This is a genomic window from Saliniferula longa (assembly GCF_050789285.1).
Taxonomy (GTDB): domain Bacteria; phylum Pseudomonadota; class Alphaproteobacteria; order Rhodobacterales; family Rhodobacteraceae; genus CAVPWP01.
In genome coordinates this window covers 292,070-309,859 of sequence record NZ_JBOUVX010000004.1, presented here as the reverse complement: position 1 = coordinate 309,859, position 17,790 = coordinate 292,070, and the positions used below count along the sequence as shown (strand labels likewise).

Below are 17,790 nucleotides of genomic sequence, written 5' to 3'. Positions count from 1 at the left end.
ACCGCCCGGCGGCGTGGGCATGATCGGCGAACTGCCCTACAGGCCCTGCGTCGGAGTCGTGCTTACGAACGCCGACGGACGGGTCTTCGCGGGGGAACGGATCGACACCCCCGGGGCCTGGCAAATGCCGCAGGGCGGGATCGACCGGGGCGAGGCCCCCCGCGCGGCCGCTTTGCGCGAACTCTGGGAAGAGACGGGCGTGATGCCCGGGGATGTGCGTGTCGAAGCGGAAACCGCCGGCTGGGTGACCTATGACCTGCCGCCCGAACTTCAGGGCAAGGTCTGGAAGGGCCGATACAGGGGTCAGCGGCAGAAGTGGTTCCGCGTGCTCCTGACCGCGCCCGACAGCGCCATCGACATCACCCGCCCGCCGCGCGAATTCTCGCGCTGGCAGTGGATGGCGCCAGAGGCGCTGCTCGCGGCGATCGTCCCCTTTAAGCGCGCCACCTACGAGGCGGTCCTGGCAGAGCTTCTCTGACCGGTCCGTGTGACCCCCAGGCGTTCGGCCGGCCCATTGCATGCCCTGGACGATTGCCCCAGTGTGACGGCGAACCGACCGAGGGAGGACAATGATGCGCACCCGTGCCGCCGTGGCCGTTCAGGCCGGAAAGCCGCTTGAGATCATGGAGGTGAACCTCGACGGGCCGAAGCCCGGCGAGGTCATGGTCGAGATCCGGGCGACCGGCATCTGCCACACCGACGAATTCACGCTGTCGGGCGCGGACCCGGAGGGCCTGTTTCCGGCGATCCTTGGCCATGAGGGCGCGGGCGTGGTGGTCGAGGTCGGCGCAGGCGTGACCAGCGTCAAGCCGGGCGACCACGTCATCCCGCTTTACACCCCCGAATGCCGGGTCTGCCCAAGCTGTCTGAGCCAGAAGACGAATCTCTGCACCTCGATCCGCGCGACGCAAGGTCAGGGCGTGATGCCCGACGGCACCTCGCGCTTTTCGACGCTCGATGGCGATCCGATCCTGCACTACATGGGCTGCTCGACCTTCTCGAACCACACGGTCCTGCCAGAGATCGCGGTGGCCAAGGTGCGCGAGGACGCGCCTTTCGACAAGATCTGCTACATCGGCTGCGGCGTGACCACGGGGATCGGCGCGGTGATCAACACCGCCAAGGTCGAGATCGGCGCGAAGGCCGTGGTCTTCGGTCTTGGCGGCATCGGCCTGAACGTGATCCAGGGGCTGAGACTGGCCGGTGCCGACATGATCATCGGTGTCGACCTCAATCCCGCCAAAAAGCCGATGGCCGAGCACTTCGGGATGACGCATTTCATCAACCCCAAGGAGTGCGAGAACGTGGTCCAGGAAATCGTCAACCTGACCAGGACGCCCTTCGATCAGATCGGCGGGGCGGACTATTCGTTCGACTGCACAGGCAACGTGAAGGTCATGCGCGACGCACTGGAATGCACGCATCGGGGTTGGGGCCAGTCGATCATCATCGGCGTGGCACCTGCCGGGGCCGAGATCTCGACCCGCCCGTTCCAGCTTGTGACCGGTCGCGTCTGGAAGGGCACGGCCTTCGGCGGCGCGCGCGGGCGCACCGACGTTCCGAAGATCGTCGACTGGTACATGGACGGCAAGATCGAGATCGACCCGATGATCACGCATACGCTGACACTCGACCGGATCAACGAGGGTTTCGACCTGATGCACCGGGGCGAATCGATCCGGTCGGTCGTCGTCTACTAGTCAGCACGGTCACAAGCTTCGAGGCCAGGAAGACCAGGCCTGCTTCCAAAGTGGACGAATCCCGCGATGAACAGGATTACTCGATTCGAACTCGCCGCGAGGGCAAAGGATGCGTTCTATTCTGCGTTGCCCTTGCCAATTGCCAAAAGCCTTATTCGAATTTCCCCAGGCTCCACTCCCTTCATCAAGGAAATGGATGATCTAGGCGTTATCTTTGTGCACATCCCAAAAGCTGCAGGAACAACTCTTAAGAAGGAAATCTACGGAGATACCGCGCACTATGGGCATCGCCGATTTGTTGAATATCTCGCCTACGACGAGCAGAGGTCGCGACGCCTGTTCACTTTTGCCGTCTGTAGAAATCCGTTCGAGAGGTTCATATCGACTTTCAATTATCTTAGAAATGGGCGTATCACTAGGAGAGATCGGCTTTTTGCATCGAACTTCCTTGCGAACTTCGAGAACTCGAGCGAATTTGCAGAGGCGCTTGAAGATCCGGTCTTTCGCTTTCGGGTGATGCACTATGATCATCTGCGATGCCAGACTCATTGGACGAACATGCCCGGAGTGTCAAACACGCACGCGCTTGATCTTGTCTGTCGGCTTGAAGACTTCCCACAATCCCTTTCAAAGCTTGAGGAAAGACTTGGGTTCAAAATCGATTCCAGTAGATACGAAAGGGCTACGGCGCGAGACGAAAAAGCTTCTGATCTGACCCCGAAGGCAAGGAAGATCATCGAGCATGTCTATCAAAGCGACTTCCGGACATTTGGCTACTGACATCTCCGTTCAAATAGCTGGCAAACTGATTCCCCTTGAGATGTGTGGTTGAAATTGCGCCGCTTTAGCCGGCATCGTCCTTGTCCACCGGTCTAGCGCTCGTCCTGATCCGCGACGTGGCGCAGGCGGGCGGTGTCACAGATCAGAAGGTCGTCCACGCGGCGCAGGACGCCATCGGAGATCAGGTCCTTCAGCGCGACGTTGACCTTCGGTCGGCTTGCGCCCAGTGCGGCGGAAAGGTCTGATTGCGTCAGTCCCAGGCGGATCTCGGCCGCCGCCGGCGGATTAGGCCCGTGGCGTTCAAGGACCGCTGCAAGAAGGAACCGCGCGAGCCGGGTGTGCAGGTCGTAAAGGGCGATCGATTCCATCTGGTAGTTCGCGTGCCGGACGAGCGAACTCATGTAGCGCGCCACCGAAAGCGCCACGTCGAGGTGCCGGCTTGCGACGGCCCGGAAACGCTCGCGCGTGAGGATCAGCGCCTCGGTCGCGTCGATCGCGGTCGCGTCGGCCGATCGCGGCAGGCCGTCGACCAGCGCCATTTCGCCCAGCACGGCGCCGGGGCCAAGCGTGCGCAACACGATCTCGCGCCCCTGCGGGTTCGACAGCGACAGACGTATCCGCCCCGAGCGGATCGCCAGCAGATGGTCGCCCGTGTCCCCGCGCTGGAAGATCGTCGTGCCGGCCGGCCAGCGGTGGGGCGTCATCGCCGCGGTAAGGTCGGCAAGGCTTCCGGCGTCGAGGCCGGCGAAGATGGGAAAGGTGTCCAGCCGGTCCATCGGCTTGTCGGGGCGGCCTTGGTGGCGTGGTGTGTCGGTCGGCGTCATCGGGATGTCCGCTGTGTCAGCTTGGGATGCGGAAAGAGCATCCGTGTGCGTGAAACCTAAGGCGGATTGCGGGCGGCGCAATCGTCCAGGTGTTCCCTCGGGAACAGCGCGAATGGCGCGAATCGGCGATGGTCCTTTCAACGGGCCGCAGCACGGCGGCGCCAAAGAAACCCAAAGGAGAGACTGCGATGATTACCTACGCCTCCCTGATGAGCGAAGCCATCCAAGGCAAGACCCTGGGCTCCACCCTTCCCGGCCCACGCCGCCCGGCCGTCGGCTTCTGGGCCTGGCTGAACGTCCGGGCCAAGGCCCGCACCCATGGCGCGCGCCAGGACGCCGCCGCACCGCGCATTGCCGATGACAGTCGCGCTTCGGCCCTGTGATCTTTGCGAGTGACACGGCGGTGCGGCGAGTGCCGCCGGTACGAGTCCTCCCCAACCCCGCTCCCCATGCGGGGTTTCCTGGGCGGTCGCTTTCGGGCATGACGTGCGGGACGCTTCCCGGAGACCACAGATGCCAGAACGCGACCGCCCGCTTTACGCCGTCCTGATCGACGCCGACAACATCCCTGCGAAGTATGCCGGCGCGATCCTGAAGGAAATCACGACCTACGGCGAACCGGCGCTGCGGCGGGTCTATGGCGACTGGTCAAGCGGCCGGCTGTCGGCCTGGACCTCGAAGGTCAGGGAACTGGGGCTGGTCGCACATCAGGAATCGGCCAATACCGTGGGGAAGAACGCAAGCGACATCGGTCTGGTGATCGATGCCATGGACATCCTGCACACGGGCCGGTTCGACGGCTTCGTCCTTGTCTCGTCGGACAGCGATTTCACGGCGCTGGCCAACCGCATCCGCGAGCAGGGCCTTGACGTGCTTGGCATCGGCGAGGCGAAAGCGCCCGAGTCGCTGCGCAATGTCTGCAATCGCTTCGTGCTGATCGAGAACATCGTCGACGAGCCGCCCGCACCCGGCGCTGCCCCGGCCGCAACGAAGCGCAAGCCCTCGGATGCCGCGCCTCTGATCGTCGCCGCCATGGACCGGATCGCCGAGGATGACGAGTGGTATTCCCTGGGCGCGATCGGCCAGAACATCGTCGCCGAGCATCCCGATTTCGACGCGCGCACCTACGGCAAGCGAAAGCTCAGCGACCTGATCGGCGAACTCAAGCGCTTCGAAACGCGCAAGGTGGGCAACCAGATCGAGGTCCGTCGCGTCGACTAGACGCGCGCAGGACCAGAGGCGGCGCCATAGCGAGCCAGGAACATCTCGACCGCGCCACGGATCACGCGGTCGATCTCGACCTCGGACGCCGTCGCCTTGACGCCAAGGATGAGCTGGCCGTGCAGCGAGGCCTTGCAGAGCTCGGTGAACTGGTCGGCGGCAAGCTCGAGGTCGTCGATGGCAAGCTCGCCCCGGGCGATCGCTCCGCGGAAATAGGCCATCATCGTCTGGCGCACCTGCATCGGAACGGCTTCATAGAAGTCGCGCCCGAGCGAGGGAAAGCGCCCGGACTCGGCCACGATGATGCGATAGACCTGCAGCCCGAAGTCCGACAGGAAGAAGCGCAGCATATGGCCCGCGGCCTGCGACAGCACCTGGCGCGGCGGGGCGTCGGTATCCCATTCGGCGGTGGCCTGATCGGCCTGGCGCAGGCATTCGGTCTTGGCGACCTCGAGGAAAAGGATGCCCTTGTCGGGGAAATAGCTGTAAAGCGTGGCCTTCGACACACCGGCGGTGCGTGCGATTTCGTCGACGCTGGCGCCTTCGTAGCCGTCGCGCAGGAACACGTCGCGCGCGCCGGCAAGGACCTGATCGAACTTCCGGCCCCGCTTGATGGCCACCACCGGTGCGTTCATGGCTGTCTCCTCATCCCTGACAGATAGTAGACGGAACGGTTCAGTTCCAGCAAGCGCAAGCAGGCGTCACGCGGTTGCGCCTTCGTCGCGCAGGCGATAACCCCGTCGCCGATGGCCGAGATCTTTCTCAAGACGCTGCCCTTCTTCCTGCTGATCGGCCTTGGCTACTGGGCCGGGCGGACGCGCTTCTTCTCGGCCGAGGCGACCGCGTACCTCACGAAGTTCGTCTTCTATTTCGCGCTCTCGGCGATGCTGTTCCGTTTCTCGTCGAACCTTCGGCTCGAGGAGCTTGCCGACTGGCCCTTCATCCTTGCCTATCTGTCGGCGACGATGGTCGTCTATCTCTTCGTTACCGCCCTGTCGCTTCTGCGCGGGCGTCCCGTGGCCGAGGCCGCCTTCGAGGCCCAGTGCGGCGTGATCGGGAACGTGGGGTTCCTGGGCATTCCCATGCTGGTGCTGCTTCTGGGGCCCGAGGCGATCGGGCCGGTGGTCATGGTGCTGGCGGTCGATCTGATCGTGTTCGGCAGCCTCATCGTGATCATCGTCAGCGCCTCGCGCGGCACGTTTTCCTGGGGCATCCTGCCCAAGGTCGCCATCGGCCTTGTGAAGAACCCGATGATCGTGTCGATCACGCTTGGCCTGCTCTGGTCGGCCTTCGCGCTGCCGATCCCGGGCCCGATGGCCGAATTCCTGCAGATCCTCGGCGCTGCGGCCACCCCGGGCGCGCTTTTCGCGATCGGTGCGTCGCTGGCCACGAAATCAGCCGAACGGCTGACCACGGCGGTCGAGCTTTCGGCGGTCAAGCTGCTTCTGCATCCGGCCGCGGTGTCGGTCGCGGCGCTTCTGGTGTTTCAGGTCGAAACCTATGCCGCCGGCGTCATGATCGCCGCGGCGTCGCTTCCGGTGGCGGGCAATGTCTATATCCTGGCCCAGCATTACGGGATCGCGCCGCAGCGGGTATCGGCGACGATCCTGATTTCCACGGCGGCGTCGATCTTCACCATTTCGGCGATGATCGCCCTCGTCACTGCGTTGTAAGGGAGCGACCCATGAAGACCCTGTCCGAGAACGCCTGCTTCGGTGGTGTGCAGGGGGTGCATACCTACCGTTCGGCCACCACCGACTGCGACATGACCTTCGGTCTTTACCTGCCGCCACAGGCGAAGGCGGGAAAGGTGCCGGTGCTGTGGTATCTGTCCGGCCTGACATGCACGCATGAAAACGCGATGATGAAGGCCGGCGCCCAGGCACAGGCCGCAAGGCACGGGATCGCGGTTGTCTTTCCCGACACCTCGCCACGGGGCGACGGCGTGGCCGACGACCCGGCCTTCGACCTGGGGCAGGGCGCGGGCTTCTACGTCAATGCCGTCCGCGAACCCTGGGCGCGGAACTTCCGCATGTGGGATTTCATCACCGCCGACCTTCCCGAAGCCCTTTTCGGGGCCTTTCCGCTGGACGACGCGCGACAGGGGATCACCGGGCACTCGATGGGCGGTCACGGGGCATTGACCATCGCCATGACCCATCCCGACCGCTATCGCAGCCTGTCGGCTTTCGCGCCCATCGCCCATCCCACGGAAAGCGACTGGGGGCGCAAGCAGCTTGACGCCTATCTGGGCGACGACCACGCCGCCTGGGCCGCGCATGACGCGACGCTTCTGATGCGCGACCGGGGGTTCCCGGGCGATGTGCTGATCGACCAGGGAACGCAGGATCAGTTTCTCGACCTTCTGATGCCCGAGGCGCTGGCCGGGGCGATGGCGGCGCGGCGTCAGCCGGGGGTCTTCCGGATGCAGCCCGGCTATGATCACAGCTACTTCTTCGTCTCGACCTTCATGGCCGACCACATGGCCTTCCACGCCGAACGGCTTTGCGCGTGATCTACGTCGACGCCGACGCCTGTCCGGTGAAGGCCGAGGTCGAAACCGTCGCGACCCGCCACCGTGTGGCCGTCCGCATGGTGTCGAATGGCGGGCTTCGGCCGTCGGCCAATCCGCTGGTCGAGATGGTCTTCGTCGCCGCCGGCCCCGACGAGGCCGACAAGTGGATCGCCGACCGGGCCGGGCCGGGTGACGTGGTGGTGACGTGCGACATTCCGCTCGCCGCGCGCTGCGTCGAGGCCGGAGCCAAGGTGATCAAGCACAACGGCGAGGCGCTGACCGCCGCCAACATCGGCAACGTCCTTGCGACCCGCGACCTGATGGCCGATCTGCGGGCCGCCGATCCCTTCCGGCAGGGCGGTGGTCGGGGCTTTACACGCACCGATCGGTCGCGTTTTCTCGACGCGCTCGACCGGGCGCTTCGTCTTGCCGCAAGGGACAGACCATGACCATTGACGCCGTCATTTTCGATATCGGCAACGTGCTGATCGAATGGCATCCCGAACGCTACTACGATCGGGTGATCGGCGAAGCGCGGCGCCGCCGCCTGTTCGCCGAGGTCGACCTGCACGCCATGAACGACCGCGTCGACCGAGGCGAGGATTTCACGGCCACGATCTATGCCACAGCCGATGCGCATCCCGAATGGCGGGACGCTATCCGGCAGTGGCACGACAACTGGATCGAGCTGGCAAGCCCGGTGATCGAGCCGTCCGTGGCACTTTTGCGGGCCCTGCGGGCGCGTGGCGTGCCCGTCTTTGCCCTGACCAATTTCGGCATCGGCAGCTTCGCCTATGCCCGGACGCAGTACCCGTTCCTGGACGAGTTCGATCGCAGCTACGTCTCGGGGCACATGGGCGTCATCAAGCCCGACCCGCGCATCTACGAGATGGTCGAAGAGGATTGCGGGATTGCGCCCGGTCGCCTGCTTTTCGCCGACGACCGGCCCGACAACATCCGCATGGCAGCCGCACGCGGGTGGCAGACGCACCTCTTCGAGGGGCCTGATGGCTGGGGCGCGCGCCTGCGGGCCGAGGGACTTTTGCCCGCCGAGGCCGCATGACGGGCGCGGCGATCGTCGGTTTCGCCGAAGGCGAGGCGGGGCTCGACTGGATCGGGCTGACCGATGCGCTGGCCGCCGGGCATCGGCTGCCCCGGGCCGAGATCGCCGATACCTTCCTTTACCGCGATCCCGATACGCTGCTCAGCCGCGCGGCCTGGATCGACGGGTTGGGCCTGGCGGTGAAGACGGCTACCGTCTTTCCGGGCAACCCCGCCAAAGGCAAGCCGATGGTCGGCGGCGCGGTCGCGGTCTTTTCGGACACCGACGGCAGTCTCGAGGCGATCGTCGACTTCCATCTCGTGACGAAGTGGAAGACGGCCGGTGACAGCCTTCTGGCAGCGCGGCGACTGGCGCGGCCCGACAGCCGCGAGATCCTTATCGTGGGGGCCGGCACGGTCGGGCGAAGCCTCCGCGACGCTTATGGTGCGGCCTTTCCCTGCGCGCGTTTCCGCGTCTGGAACCGCAGCCCCGACACGGCGCGCGCGTTCGCCGACGACCATGCGGATACCGAGGCCGCACCAGACCTCGAGGCCGCCGTCCGCGCCGCCGACATCGTGACCTGCGCGACGATGTCGACGACGCCTTTGATCCGCGGCGACTGGCTGCGCCCCGGTCAGCACATCGACCTGATCGGCGCCTATCGCCCCGACATGCGCGAGGCTGACGACGCGGCGCTCTTGAAGGCCCGCGTCTTCGTCGACAGCTTCGAGACGACCATCGGCCATATCGGCGAGCTGAAGATCCCGCTTCAGGCCGGCGTCATCGGGCGCGACCACGTGATCGCCGACTACTACGATCTTGACCGTTTCGTCCGCGCGCCGGGCGACATCACGCTGTTCAAGAACGGGGGCGGCGCCCATCTGGACCTGATGACGGCGCGCTTCATCCTTGAGCGATTGCGCGGTTAGGTCGCCGCGCGCGCCCCGATCGGACGTTCGCGCACCGGCAGGTGGACAAGGGCCGAGAAAGCGCCGACGCCCACGCCGACCCACCAGACCGCGGTGTAGTCGCCGGTGATGTCATAGACCCGGCCGCCCAGCCAGACGCCAAGGAAGGCGCCGATCTGGTGGCTGAGGAACACGATGCCATAGAGTGTGCCCATGTAGCGCAGGCCGTAGATGTAGGCGACAAGGCCGCTGGTCAGCGGCACGGTCGCTAGCCAGAGCGCGCCCATGACCACCGAGAAGACGAGGACGGAGACGGGCGTGATCGGCAGGAGGATGAAAAGCGAGGCCGCCACGGTCCGTCCCGTATAGATCGCCGCAAGCAGATACTTCTTCGTGAAGTGCTTGCCCGCCCAGCCTGCCAGAAGGGTGCCGCCGATGTTCGCCATCCCGATCACTCCAAGTGCGGCGGCGCCCAGGGCTGAGGTCGTCGTGATCCCCATCGAATGCAGCACGCCGCCCGGCTGGATCGGGCCGCACATCTCGGTCACGAAGGCGGGGAAATGGGCCGTGAGGAAGCCCAACTGATAGCCACAGGAAAAGAAGCCCAGGAAGATCATCGTATAGGACGGATCACGGAAGGCGCGGCCCAGGACCTGGCCCAGGGTCTCTTCGATCTGCGCACGGGTCGATGCGGCGGGCGCGCGCATCATCGGCAGAACCATCAGCACGGCAAGGATCGTGGCGGCGAAGACCAGGAACACCGACTGCCAGGGCATCATCCTGAGAAGCCATTCGGCCACGGGCGGACCCACGACCTGTCCGGCCGACCCCGCGGCGGTGGCGACTGCCAGCGCCATCGACCGGTTCTCGTCCGAAGCGGTGCGGCCGACCACGGCGAGGATCACGCCAAAGCCCGTCCCGGCGATGCCGAAGCCCACGGCGACCTCGAGGGTCTGGTGCTGCCAGGGCTGCGTCGCGAAGGCCGACAGCGACAGCCCCACCGCATAGAAGAGTGCCCCCAGAACAATCGCCTTGCGGTCGCCGATCTTTTCGGCGATCGCGGCGAAGATCGGCTGGCCGATGCCCCAGGCAAGGTTCTGGATCGCGATCGCCATCGAGAACTCGGCACGCGCCCAGCTGAATTCGTCGGAAATGGGAATCTGGAACAGCCCAAACGACGCGCGGATCGCGAAGCTGACCAGCATGATGATGCAGCCCGCGACGAGCACGGGCGTGATCAGCGGTGCGGAAACGGGTCGGGCGGCGTCGGTCATGGCGCGACTTAGGGGGCGATCGCGGGCAGCGTCAATTCATCAATTTTGCGCCCTCTCATCAGCTTTCCTTATGAACGCCAGCGGGATAACAGGGGCCCATGTCCGAGACCCTGACCGAGATCTACACGCGGCTTGCGGGCGAGGGGCGGTTGACGACCGACCCGGCGCAACTGGCCGTCCTGCCCGAGTTCGAGCGCATCCGGCGCGCGCTGGAAGACCAGCCCGCCCGGCGCGGCGGGCTACGCGGGCTGTTCCGTCGCGGGGCCCAGGCGCCGAAGGGCATCTATCTTTGGGGTGGGGTCGGGCGCGGCAAGTCGATGCTGATGGACCTTTTCTTCGCCTCGGTCGATATCGAGGCCAAGCGGCGCGTCCATTTCCACGCCTTCATGCAAGAGGTGCAGGCCGGCCTGAACGAGGCGCGAAAGACCGGCGTCGATGACACGATCCTGCCCGTGGCCAAGGCGATTTCCGATCGAATCCGGCTCTTGTGCTTCGACGAGATGCAGATCACCGACATCGCCGACGCGATGATCGTCGGGCGTCTTTTCCAGCAGCTGTTCGAGGCCGGCGTGACCGTGGTCACGACCTCGAACCGCGAACCTGACGCGCTTTACGAGAACGGGTTGAACCGGGGGATCTTCCTGCCGTTCATCGCGCTGCTGAAGGCGCGCATGGTGGTGTGGGAACTCGCCTCGCCCACCGATTACCGGCAGGACATGCTGGCCGGAACGCCCGCCTATTTCACACCCGCCAACGCCGAGGCGCGGGCGGCGATCACCGCGCTTTGGCACGACATGACGGCCGGTACGGCGGTCGAGACGCTGGTGCTGCGCATCAAGGGGCGCGAGGTGGTGATTCCGGCCTTCGCCAACGGGGTGGCGCGGGCGCGGTTCTACGACCTTTGCGCCCAGCCGCTTGGACCTGCCGACTACCTTGCGCTGGCCGAAGCCGTGCGGGTGCTGATCCTCGAGGACATCCCCCGGCTGTCGAGCGAGAACTACAACGAGGCGCGGCGCTTCGTGACGCTGATCGACGCGCTTTACGAGGCGAAGGTGCGGCTGATCGCCAGCGCCGCCGCCCTTCCCGAAAAGCTTTACATCGAAGGTGAAGGCACGTTCGAATTCGAGCGGACGGCAAGCCGCCTGCGCGAGATGCAGTCCGAAGGCTGGGGCGCCTAGCCGTTGGTCTTCAGCACGTCCCCGGCAAGGTAAAGCGACCCGCAGATCAGGATGCGCGCGGCGGGGTCGCGCCCGACGATGTCGGCGATCGCGTCCAGCACCGACGGCGCCACGGTCGTGGGCAACCCGACGGCACGTCCTGCGGCCGCGGTTTCGTCGGCCGGCAGCGTCGCCGAGGCGCCGGGAATGGACACCGCGTGCAGGTCGGTGGCGATTTCGGCCAGCGGGCGAAGAAAGCCGGTGACGTCCTTGGTGTTCAGCATGCCGACGATCAGGTGGGTTCGGGTTCGCGGCATCCGCGCCAGCGCCGCCGCGATCGCCCGCCCGGCCGCCGGATTGTGCCCGCCGTCCAGCCAAAGCTCGGCCTGGCCGGCGGCCTCGACCAGCGGCCCCTGGCGCAACCGCTGCATCCGCGCAGGCCAGAAGGCGCGGGTGACGGCGGCCTCACAGGCCGCGTCATCCTGACCCAGCGCGCGAAGCGCGGCCAGCGCGGTGCCCGCGTTGACGATCTGGTGCGGCCCTGGAAGATTCGGCATCGGCAGGTCGAGAAGCCCGCGCGTATCCTGATAGACGAGGCGCCCGCGTTCCTCCCACGAGTCGAAGTCCTGGCCTTGCACGACCAGAGGCGCGCCGACCTTTTCGGCCTGTGCCCGAATCACGTCGCGTGCTTCCGCGTGCTGGGCGGCGACGACGCAGGTCGAGCCGGACTTGAGGATGCCGGCCTTCTCGAAAGCGATCTTGGCAATGGTATCGCCCAGATACTGTTCATGGTCGAAGTCGATGGGCGTAATCACGCACAGGCGCGGGGCGGCGACGACGTTGGTCGCGTCCAGCCGACCGCCCAACCCGACCTCGAGCAGGGTCCAGTCGGCCTTCGTGCGCGCGAAGGCAAGAAGGGCGGCGACCGTCGTGATCTCGAAGAAGGTGATCGCTTCGTCGCCGTTCTTCGCCAGCGCTTCGTCCAGAAGCGCGGTCAGCGCGTCCTCGTCGATCAGGTCGCCCGCCACGCGGATACGCTCGTGGAACCGGGCAAGGTGCGGCGAGGTATAGGCATGACAGACCTGCCCCGCGCCCTCGAGTCCGGCGCGGATCATGGCAAGGGTCGATCCCTTGCCGTTCGTCCCCGCGACATGGACGACCGGCGGAAGCGCGCGTTCCGGATGCCCCGTGGCCGCCAGAAGTCGCCAGACCCTGTCCAGGGTCAGGTCAATGATCTTCGGGTGAAGCGACATCATCCGTTCAAGGATGATGTCGGAACCTGAGGCGCTCACGCTGGGCCGTCCGCCTTCGCGGCCGATGCGGGGGCAGGCGTGGTCACCGCGGCTTCCGGCGCGGGCAGTTCGCCCTTCACCGCCGGCGGCTGTTGCAGGAGCATCCGCAGGATCGTCACCAGATCGGCCTTGATGTCCTTTCGGGGCGTCACCCGGTCGAGCATGCCGTGATCAAGCAGATACTCGGCGCGCTGGAAGCCCTCGGGCAGCTTCTCGCGGATCGTCTGTTCGATCACACGCGGGCCGGCAAAGCAGATCAGTGCGTTGGGTTCCGCGATCTGGACGTCGCCCAGCATCGCGTAGGACGCGGTCACGCCGCCCGTCGTCGGATGGGTCAGGACGACGATGTAGGGCAATCCCGCCTCTTTCACCATCTGAACGGCCACGGTCGTGCGCGGCATCTGCATCAGGCTCAGGATGCCTTCCTGCATCCGCGCGCCACCGGCGGCGGAGAACAGCACAAGCGGGCGTTTCAGCGTGACTGCGCGTTCGGCCGCCGCGATGATGGCGTTGCCCACGTACATGCCCATCGACCCTGCCATGAAGCTGAAGTCCTGGGCGGCGGCGACGATGGGCGTTCGGTCGATCTCGCCCTCGGCGACAAGCATCGCCTCCTTCTCGCCCGTGGCCTTCTGCGCGGCCTTCAGACGTTCGGGGTACTTCTTCTGGTCACGGAAATGGAGCGGGTCGGCGACCGGTTCGGGCACTGCGACCTCGGAAAAGATGCCGCCGTCGAACAGTGCCGCGAAACGGTCGCGCGGGCTGATCGCCATGTGATGCCCGCAGTTGGTGCAGACGTTCAGGTTGTCCTTCAATTCGCGGTGGAACAGCATCGTTCCGCACTCGTCGCACTTGGTCCAGAGATTCTCGGGGACATCGCGGCGCGAGAAGATCGAGTTGATCCGCGGGCGGACGTAGTTGGTGATCCAGTTCATCGGGCGTCGGGCCTTCGTTCCGGGCGGGCTTGCCCCAGATAAGCGGCGGTGCGGCGAAATGCAATCAACGGCTCACCGCGCGGCGGACAAGCCACCAGGCCAGACCCAGGAACGCCAGGTCGACCAGGATCAGCAGGTCGAGCGCGGCGGATTCGTCCACCGCATAGGGCGTGCGGAACAGCCCCAGCCCGGTGATCGTGCCTTCGGTCGACAGGATCGCGATGGCCAGCAGGTTGTTGGCGAAATGGAACCCCCAGGCCGCGCCGATGCTGCCTGTGCGTGCGGTCAGGTCGGCGGCGGCCAGGCCGAACAGGGTCGCGGCGCCGATCAGGATCAGCGCGCCTTCCGTGGGAAGGGACGGGTTGTAGTGGATCGCCCCGAACAGAAGGGACGGCACGAGCGCCCAGGCAAGCGGTGACCGGAAGCGGGCGGCAAGCTGTTGCTGGAGGTACCCGCGGAACACAAGCTCTTCCGCCCCGGTCTGGATCGCCAGACCCAGAAGCGTCGCCGGAAGCAGGGCGGCCCATGTGACAGGTGAGAGGCCCGGCACCGCGTCGTAGCTGATCGACCAGACCGCAAGCGACACGCCCATAAGCGCCCCGACGACGGCAGCCGCGCGGACGAAATCGCGCACCACCCGGACAGCCGGCCCGAACAGCGACGCCGCGGGCCGCTTGTGGATCAGGCGCGCCGCGATCATGGCGCCCGCCGCCATCCCCGAGAAGGAGAAAAGCAGAAGCAGCGTGCCAAGCGGCGTTTCGGCCGAAACCATGCGGTCGGCCCAAAGCGTGCCATCCTCGCCCGTTCCGGCAGCAAGCCATCCCGCACCGAAGATGGCGGCTGTCCCGGCCAAAGTGCAAAGCGTGACCAACCCCGCGCCAAGCCCCAGACGCCAGAGTTGCGGGTGGCCCCGGGCAGGGGCGACGAAGCGGGAGAAGGCCGTCTGCATCGGGGGCACGCTACTCGCAGGACCGAAGGCGCGCAATCGCGTGCCGGGGCATGGGGGAAGGGCAGGGGCGACGATGGAGCGGCTCTATCGAACCCGCCCATGTTTTCAATTGGAGGCAATCCTGGATGCGTCTATCTCTGGCCGTAGCCCCTGGGAACAGAGTGAGATATCCCGACGTGCCGCGTCATCCCTTGCCCGAGCATGCCATGTCCGTCGCCGTCTGGCGGAAGACCGAGTCGACCGTTCGGCTGACACGCCGGGGTCTCGTCGCGTCGCGTGCGATGCCCGTCGTGAGTCGTCTCGTGGCGTTCGACCATCGGTCCTGAACCGGAACGGCCGCGGCGGTCCTCCCCCCTCTTACCGCTGCGTGCCCAGGCCCCGAAGAAGCGTGTCGGTGGCCGAGTGTGCGCGGGCGAGCGCCGGTTGGGGCTCGCCCGCTGCCGCCACCCAGAGGGCAGCGTCGACCAACGCCCCGTTGATCAGCCGCGCCAGCGCCTCGGGGTCGGTGCGGGCGATCCGGCCGGTGTCCATGAGTTCGGCCAGGGCGTCGCGCAGGGGCGCGATCGAGTTTGCTTCGTCCATTTCGCGCATGCGCTGTCCCAGGACGGCGGGCGCATCCTTGAGGAAGATGCGCTGAATCTCGGGGTCGAGCGCCTGTTCGAGCCAGAGGTGACAGCAGGCGCGAAATCCCTCCCACGGGTCCGCATGCCGCTGGTTCTCGGCATCCAGTCGTTCGCCGATCTCGGCATCGATCTGGTGAACCACGGCCTCGAGCAGGCCCTCCTTGCTGCCGAAATGGTGATAAAGCGCCCCGCGGGTGACACCCGCCTCGGTGCAGAGCGCGTCCATCGATGTGGACGCGAACCCGTCACGGGCAAAGGCCGCGCGGGCGGCGGCCACCAGTCTTGCCGAGGTCGCGGCCGACATCTCGCCGCGGCTGCGACGGGCGGGTTCGATCATTGACATACGTCCCGTATGCTTGTACCGGAATTAACATACAAACCGTATGTCAATGCGATCCGGCTTTCAAGATGTCGAAATCCATCCCCAGCGGCTTCGTGACCGGGCATGCCGGACCACCCGGCGGGCGGCGTCTTCTGATCGTCGGCGGCAGCCGCGGCATCGGTGCAAGCGCCGCGGCGCATTTCGTGCGCCAGGGTGACACCGTTCTTGCCGTGTCTCGCCGGCCGGCCGTCGCGGGCGCCTGGGTCAGGGCCGATGTGGCGCGCGACGACGGCATCGCGGCCATCGCCGACGCTGCCGGGGACGAGGCGCTGGATGCGCTTCTTTTCCTGGGCGGGACATGGGAAGAAGGCGCCTTCACCGACGCCTTTCGATTTTCCGCGTCGTCTTCGGACGAAGCCCGACACGTCGTGTCGGTCAACCTTCTGGCCCCGATCCTTCTGGCGCGCGCCCTTGCGCCGGCGTTGCTGCGGGCGGCAAACCCGCGCATCGTGCTGATGGGCGCCGTGTCGTCGAAGGACAACGCGGCGACGCCCGAAGTCGCCAACACCGCCTCGAAGTTCGGATTGCGAGGCGCGGCGCAGGCGCTGCGCCTGTCGCTGCCGAGACTGGGCATCACGGTCATCAATCCCGGCAACGTCGCCACGCCCGAGGTCGAGGCCGACATCGCCGAAGGCCGCTTCGGACCGCAGGTCCCGATCCCGGTCGAGGATGTCCTTGCCGCGCTCGACTTCGTGTTGGGCTGTTCGGCCGCGACCACCGTGGCCGAGATCGACCTTCTTCAGCGGCACCCCGGCTGAGAGGCCGCCGATGCACACCGCACCCAGCGAAGCCCCCACGCCGCCCCGTCCGCGCACGGCTGCCGAAATCACGCCGCTTCTGCGCCTTGCCCTGCCGATCGTGGCGGGGCTGGCGGCGTCGACCCTCATCGGCGTGGTCGACACGCTGATGATCGCACCGCTCGGCACCGTGCCGCTGGCTGCGGCGGCGCTGACGACCTCGGTCATCATCATCTTCTACTCGGCGCTTTATGGCTTTCTGTCGGCCGTGGGCGTCGAAGCTGCCCATCGCTATGGCGCAGAAGACGCAGACGGCGTCTCGGCTGCCCTGCGCGCGGGCCTGATCCTTGCCCTGTGCGCCGGGGTCGGCGGGGCGGCGGTCATGGCCGCGATCCTTTTCGCCCTGCCGCTGATCGGACAACCGACCGAAGTTCTGGCGATCCTCGGCCCTTACTGGTTCGCCATGTCGGCGCTGCTCATCCCGTTCTCGGTGCTGATGACCATCTCGCAGGTGCTGAATGCGATCGACCGTCCCTGGACCGCGACGGGCTTTGCCTTTCTCGGCGTCGTGCTGAACGTGCCGATGAACTATGTCCTGATCTGGGGCATCGGCGGCTGGGAGGGGCTGGGCCTTCTGGGCGCGGGGCTGGCCAGCCTGCTGTCCGAAAGCCTTGCCTGCGGCGTCGCGCTCTGGTGGCTGGCGCGGTCCGGGCGGCTTCGGCGGCGCGGCGTGCCTGCCGGCCTGATCCCGCAGCTGGCGCGCGACGGCGTGCCGCTTGGCATCGGTTACACCGGCGAAGGGGCGGCCTTCGCGCTGGTTGGCGTCCTGCTTGGGCTTTTCGGCGCCGTGGCGCTGGCCTCGAACCAGATCGTGCAGGCCGTGGGCGGGGTGCTTTACATGCTGCCGCTCGGCATGGCGGCGGCCGTGACGATCCGCGTGGGCCAGGCCATCGGCGCGGAAGAGCGCGCGCGCCTGCGCGCGATCGCCCGCGCCGCGCTGGGCCTGGTCACCGGCTGGATGGCGGCGGTCACGGTCGCGCTGATCCTGCTGGGCGGGACCATCGCCGACGCGCTGTCGGACGACCCCGAGGTGGTGGCGCTTGCGACGGCCATGTTCGTCCTTGTCGCGATCATCCAGATTGCCGACGGGGTTCAGGCCACCGCCTATGGCGCGCTGCGCGGCATGACCGACTTCCGTTGGCCCACGGTCATCACGTTGTGCTGTTACTGGCTCTTCGCGCTGCCGCTGGCGGGGATCCTCGGCTTTCTCTTCGGGCTTGGCCCGCTGGGCGTCTGGGGCGGCTACGGGCTTGGCATCTTCGTCGCCGCGACGCTGCTGCCCATCCGCTTCTGGCGCCTGACGAAGAAACGTCCGGGGACGATCGCCTAGCGACGCTTCGCCTTGCGGAAGCCGCCGCGCGCGAATATTCCGATCCCGACAAAAGCCCAGA

General features: G+C 66.4%; 20 protein-coding genes. 13 read left to right on the top strand and 7 right to left on the bottom strand.

Annotation, left to right across the window (positions count from 1 at the left end):
* Nucleotides 1–19: 19 nt before the first annotated feature.
* The 3 genes from ACRDNQ_RS18085 to ACRDNQ_RS18075 all read left to right on the top strand — a co-directional run bounded on the left by ACRDNQ_RS18085 (nucleotide 20) and on the right by ACRDNQ_RS18075 (nucleotide 2,480).
* Nucleotides 20–478, top strand: a complete 459-nt coding sequence (locus tag ACRDNQ_RS18085; protein ID WP_431830111.1) for an RNA pyrophosphohydrolase — start codon at nucleotides 20–22, stop codon at nucleotides 476–478.
* A 94-nt stretch (nucleotides 479–572) separates the two neighbouring features.
* Entirely contained in the window at nucleotides 573–1,700 is a 1,128-nt protein-coding gene (locus ACRDNQ_RS18080; protein ID WP_431830110.1) for an S-(hydroxymethyl)glutathione dehydrogenase/class III alcohol dehydrogenase, read from the top strand.
* A 66-nt stretch (nucleotides 1,701–1,766) separates the two neighbouring features.
* The gene (locus ACRDNQ_RS18075) at nucleotides 1,767–2,480 is read left to right on the top strand and encodes a sulfotransferase family 2 domain-containing protein (protein WP_431830109.1); all 714 of its coding nucleotides are present in this window, start codon (nucleotides 1,767–1,769) and stop codon (nucleotides 2,478–2,480) included.
* Between the two features lie 92 nt (nucleotides 2,481–2,572).
* Here the strand turns inward: ACRDNQ_RS18075 and ACRDNQ_RS18070 are convergent, their stop codons facing one another.
* Nucleotides 2,573–3,304: a Crp/Fnr family transcriptional regulator gene (locus ACRDNQ_RS18070; protein WP_431830108.1), complete on the bottom strand. Its 732-nt coding sequence runs from the start codon at nucleotides 3,302–3,304 to the stop codon at nucleotides 2,573–2,575.
* Between the two features lie 188 nt (nucleotides 3,305–3,492).
* Between ACRDNQ_RS18070 and ACRDNQ_RS18065 the strand changes: the two genes are divergently transcribed.
* Together ACRDNQ_RS18065 and ACRDNQ_RS18060 are read left to right on the top strand one after the other, a co-directional pair.
* Entirely contained in the window at nucleotides 3,493–3,687 is a 195-nt protein-coding gene (locus tag ACRDNQ_RS18065) for a hypothetical protein (RefSeq protein ID WP_431830107.1), read from the top strand.
* 130 nt (nucleotides 3,688–3,817) lie between these two features.
* Nucleotides 3,818–4,525: an NYN domain-containing protein gene (locus ACRDNQ_RS18060; protein ID WP_431830106.1), complete on the top strand. Its 708-nt coding sequence runs from the start codon at nucleotides 3,818–3,820 to the stop codon at nucleotides 4,523–4,525.
* Here ACRDNQ_RS18060 and ACRDNQ_RS18055 read toward each other — a convergent pair.
* Nucleotides 4,522–5,160 (bottom strand): TetR/AcrR family transcriptional regulator, encoded by a 639-nt coding sequence (locus ACRDNQ_RS18055; protein ID WP_431830105.1) that lies wholly within the window; start codon nucleotides 5,158–5,160, stop codon nucleotides 4,522–4,524. The genes ACRDNQ_RS18060 and ACRDNQ_RS18055 overlap by 4 nt on opposite strands.
* 111 nt (nucleotides 5,161–5,271) lie before the next feature.
* Between ACRDNQ_RS18055 and ACRDNQ_RS18050 the strand changes: the two genes are divergently transcribed.
* The 5 genes from ACRDNQ_RS18050 to ACRDNQ_RS18030 are packed head-to-tail and all read left to right on the top strand — an operon-like array spanning nucleotide 5,272 to nucleotide 9,011.
* Nucleotides 5,272–6,198, top strand: coding sequence for an AEC family transporter (locus ACRDNQ_RS18050; RefSeq protein WP_431830104.1), 927 nt, complete (start codon nucleotides 5,272–5,274; stop codon nucleotides 6,196–6,198).
* Nucleotides 6,199–6,209: 11 nt separating this feature from the next.
* Complete coding sequence (fghA, locus tag ACRDNQ_RS18045; RefSeq protein WP_431830103.1) at nucleotides 6,210–7,040, top strand: S-formylglutathione hydrolase; 831 nt, start codon at nucleotides 6,210–6,212, stop codon at nucleotides 7,038–7,040.
* The gene (locus ACRDNQ_RS18040; RefSeq protein WP_431830102.1) at nucleotides 7,031–7,489 is read left to right on the top strand and encodes a YaiI/YqxD family protein; all 459 of its coding nucleotides are present in this window, start codon (nucleotides 7,031–7,033) and stop codon (nucleotides 7,487–7,489) included. Before fghA ends, ACRDNQ_RS18040 begins: the two co-directional genes overlap by 10 nt.
* Entirely contained in the window at nucleotides 7,486–8,103 is a 618-nt protein-coding gene (locus ACRDNQ_RS18035; RefSeq protein WP_431830101.1) for an HAD family hydrolase, read from the top strand. Before ACRDNQ_RS18040 ends, ACRDNQ_RS18035 begins: the two co-directional genes overlap by 4 nt.
* The gene (locus ACRDNQ_RS18030; RefSeq protein ID WP_431830100.1) at nucleotides 8,100–9,011 is read left to right on the top strand and encodes an ornithine cyclodeaminase family protein; all 912 of its coding nucleotides are present in this window, start codon (nucleotides 8,100–8,102) and stop codon (nucleotides 9,009–9,011) included. The genes ACRDNQ_RS18035 and ACRDNQ_RS18030 overlap by 4 nt, the downstream gene beginning before the upstream one ends.
* Here the strand turns inward: ACRDNQ_RS18030 and ACRDNQ_RS18025 are convergent.
* Nucleotides 9,008–10,264 (bottom strand): MFS transporter, encoded by a 1,257-nt coding sequence (locus ACRDNQ_RS18025; RefSeq protein ID WP_431830099.1) that lies wholly within the window; start codon nucleotides 10,262–10,264, stop codon nucleotides 9,008–9,010. The genes ACRDNQ_RS18030 and ACRDNQ_RS18025 overlap by 4 nt on opposite strands.
* A gap of 98 nt (nucleotides 10,265–10,362) precedes the next feature.
* Between ACRDNQ_RS18025 and zapE the strand changes: the two genes are divergently transcribed.
* A complete protein-coding gene (gene zapE / locus ACRDNQ_RS18020) occupies nucleotides 10,363–11,442 on the top strand; it encodes a cell division protein ZapE (protein ID WP_431830098.1) in 1,080 nt (359 codons plus the stop codon).
* Here zapE and ACRDNQ_RS18015 read toward each other — a convergent pair.
* The 4 genes from ACRDNQ_RS18015 to ACRDNQ_RS18000 all read right to left on the bottom strand — a co-directional run bounded on the left by ACRDNQ_RS18015 (nucleotide 11,439) and on the right by ACRDNQ_RS18000 (nucleotide 15,557).
* Nucleotides 11,439–12,713: a bifunctional folylpolyglutamate synthase/dihydrofolate synthase gene (locus tag ACRDNQ_RS18015; RefSeq protein ID WP_431830097.1), complete on the bottom strand. Its 1,275-nt coding sequence runs from the start codon at nucleotides 12,711–12,713 to the stop codon at nucleotides 11,439–11,441. The genes zapE and ACRDNQ_RS18015 overlap by 4 nt on opposite strands.
* Nucleotides 12,710–13,648 (bottom strand): acetyl-CoA carboxylase, carboxyltransferase subunit beta, encoded by a 939-nt coding sequence (gene accD, locus ACRDNQ_RS18010; protein WP_431830096.1) that lies wholly within the window; start codon nucleotides 13,646–13,648, stop codon nucleotides 12,710–12,712. The genes ACRDNQ_RS18015 and accD overlap by 4 nt, the downstream gene beginning before the upstream one ends.
* A 64-nt stretch (nucleotides 13,649–13,712) precedes the next feature.
* Entirely contained in the window at nucleotides 13,713–14,597 is an 885-nt protein-coding gene (locus ACRDNQ_RS18005; RefSeq protein WP_431830095.1) for a CPBP family intramembrane glutamic endopeptidase, read from the bottom strand.
* A 357-nt stretch (nucleotides 14,598–14,954) separates the two neighbouring features.
* Nucleotides 14,955–15,557, bottom strand: coding sequence for a TetR/AcrR family transcriptional regulator (locus tag ACRDNQ_RS18000; RefSeq protein ID WP_431830094.1), 603 nt, complete (start codon nucleotides 15,555–15,557; stop codon nucleotides 14,955–14,957).
* Between the two features lie 71 nt (nucleotides 15,558–15,628).
* Between ACRDNQ_RS18000 and ACRDNQ_RS17995 the strand changes: the two genes are divergently transcribed.
* Complete coding sequence (locus ACRDNQ_RS17995; protein WP_431830093.1) at nucleotides 15,629–16,360, top strand: SDR family NAD(P)-dependent oxidoreductase; 732 nt, start codon at nucleotides 15,629–15,631, stop codon at nucleotides 16,358–16,360.
* 10 nt (nucleotides 16,361–16,370) lie between these two features.
* Nucleotides 16,371–17,729, top strand: coding sequence for an MATE family efflux transporter (locus ACRDNQ_RS17990; RefSeq protein WP_431830092.1), 1,359 nt, complete (start codon nucleotides 16,371–16,373; stop codon nucleotides 17,727–17,729).
* Nucleotides 17,730–17,790: the final 61 nt, after the last annotated feature.

What these genes read in the sequence shown, in the direction of transcription:
- ACRDNQ_RS18085 (WP_431830111.1), top strand. Translation starts at nt 20, where the DNA reads ATGATCGGCGAACTGCCCTACAGGCCCTGCGTCGGAGTCGTGCTTACG.
- ACRDNQ_RS18080 (WP_431830110.1), top strand. Translation starts at nt 573, where the DNA reads ATGCGCACCCGTGCCGCCGTGGCCGTTCAGGCCGGAAAGCCGCTTGAG.
- ACRDNQ_RS18075 (WP_431830109.1), top strand. Translation starts at nt 1,767, where the DNA reads ATGAACAGGATTACTCGATTCGAACTCGCCGCGAGGGCAAAGGATGCG.
- ACRDNQ_RS18070 (WP_431830108.1), bottom strand. Translation starts at nt 3,304, where the DNA reads ATGACGCCGACCGACACACCACGCCACCAAGGCCGCCCCGACAAGCCG.
- ACRDNQ_RS18065 (WP_431830107.1), top strand. Translation starts at nt 3,493, where the DNA reads ATGATTACCTACGCCTCCCTGATGAGCGAAGCCATCCAAGGCAAGACC.
- ACRDNQ_RS18060 (WP_431830106.1), top strand. Translation starts at nt 3,818, where the DNA reads ATGCCAGAACGCGACCGCCCGCTTTACGCCGTCCTGATCGACGCCGAC.
- ACRDNQ_RS18055 (WP_431830105.1), bottom strand. Translation starts at nt 5,160, where the DNA reads ATGAACGCACCGGTGGTGGCCATCAAGCGGGGCCGGAAGTTCGATCAG.
- ACRDNQ_RS18050 (WP_431830104.1), top strand. Translation starts at nt 5,272, where the DNA reads ATGGCCGAGATCTTTCTCAAGACGCTGCCCTTCTTCCTGCTGATCGGC.
- fghA (WP_431830103.1), top strand. Translation starts at nt 6,210, where the DNA reads ATGAAGACCCTGTCCGAGAACGCCTGCTTCGGTGGTGTGCAGGGGGTG.
- ACRDNQ_RS18035 (WP_431830101.1), top strand. Translation starts at nt 7,486, where the DNA reads ATGACCATTGACGCCGTCATTTTCGATATCGGCAACGTGCTGATCGAA.
- ACRDNQ_RS18030 (WP_431830100.1), top strand. Translation starts at nt 8,100, where the DNA reads ATGACGGGCGCGGCGATCGTCGGTTTCGCCGAAGGCGAGGCGGGGCTC.
- ACRDNQ_RS18025 (WP_431830099.1), bottom strand. Translation starts at nt 10,264, where the DNA reads ATGACCGACGCCGCCCGACCCGTTTCCGCACCGCTGATCACGCCCGTG.
- zapE (WP_431830098.1), top strand. Translation starts at nt 10,363, where the DNA reads ATGTCCGAGACCCTGACCGAGATCTACACGCGGCTTGCGGGCGAGGGG.
- accD (WP_431830096.1), bottom strand. Translation starts at nt 13,648, where the DNA reads ATGAACTGGATCACCAACTACGTCCGCCCGCGGATCAACTCGATCTTC.
- ACRDNQ_RS18005 (WP_431830095.1), bottom strand. Translation starts at nt 14,597, where the DNA reads ATGCAGACGGCCTTCTCCCGCTTCGTCGCCCCTGCCCGGGGCCACCCG.
- ACRDNQ_RS18000 (WP_431830094.1), bottom strand. Translation starts at nt 15,557, where the DNA reads ATGATCGAACCCGCCCGTCGCAGCCGCGGCGAGATGTCGGCCGCGACC.
- ACRDNQ_RS17995 (WP_431830093.1), top strand. Translation starts at nt 15,629, where the DNA reads ATGTCGAAATCCATCCCCAGCGGCTTCGTGACCGGGCATGCCGGACCA.
- ACRDNQ_RS17990 (WP_431830092.1), top strand. Translation starts at nt 16,371, where the DNA reads ATGCACACCGCACCCAGCGAAGCCCCCACGCCGCCCCGTCCGCGCACG.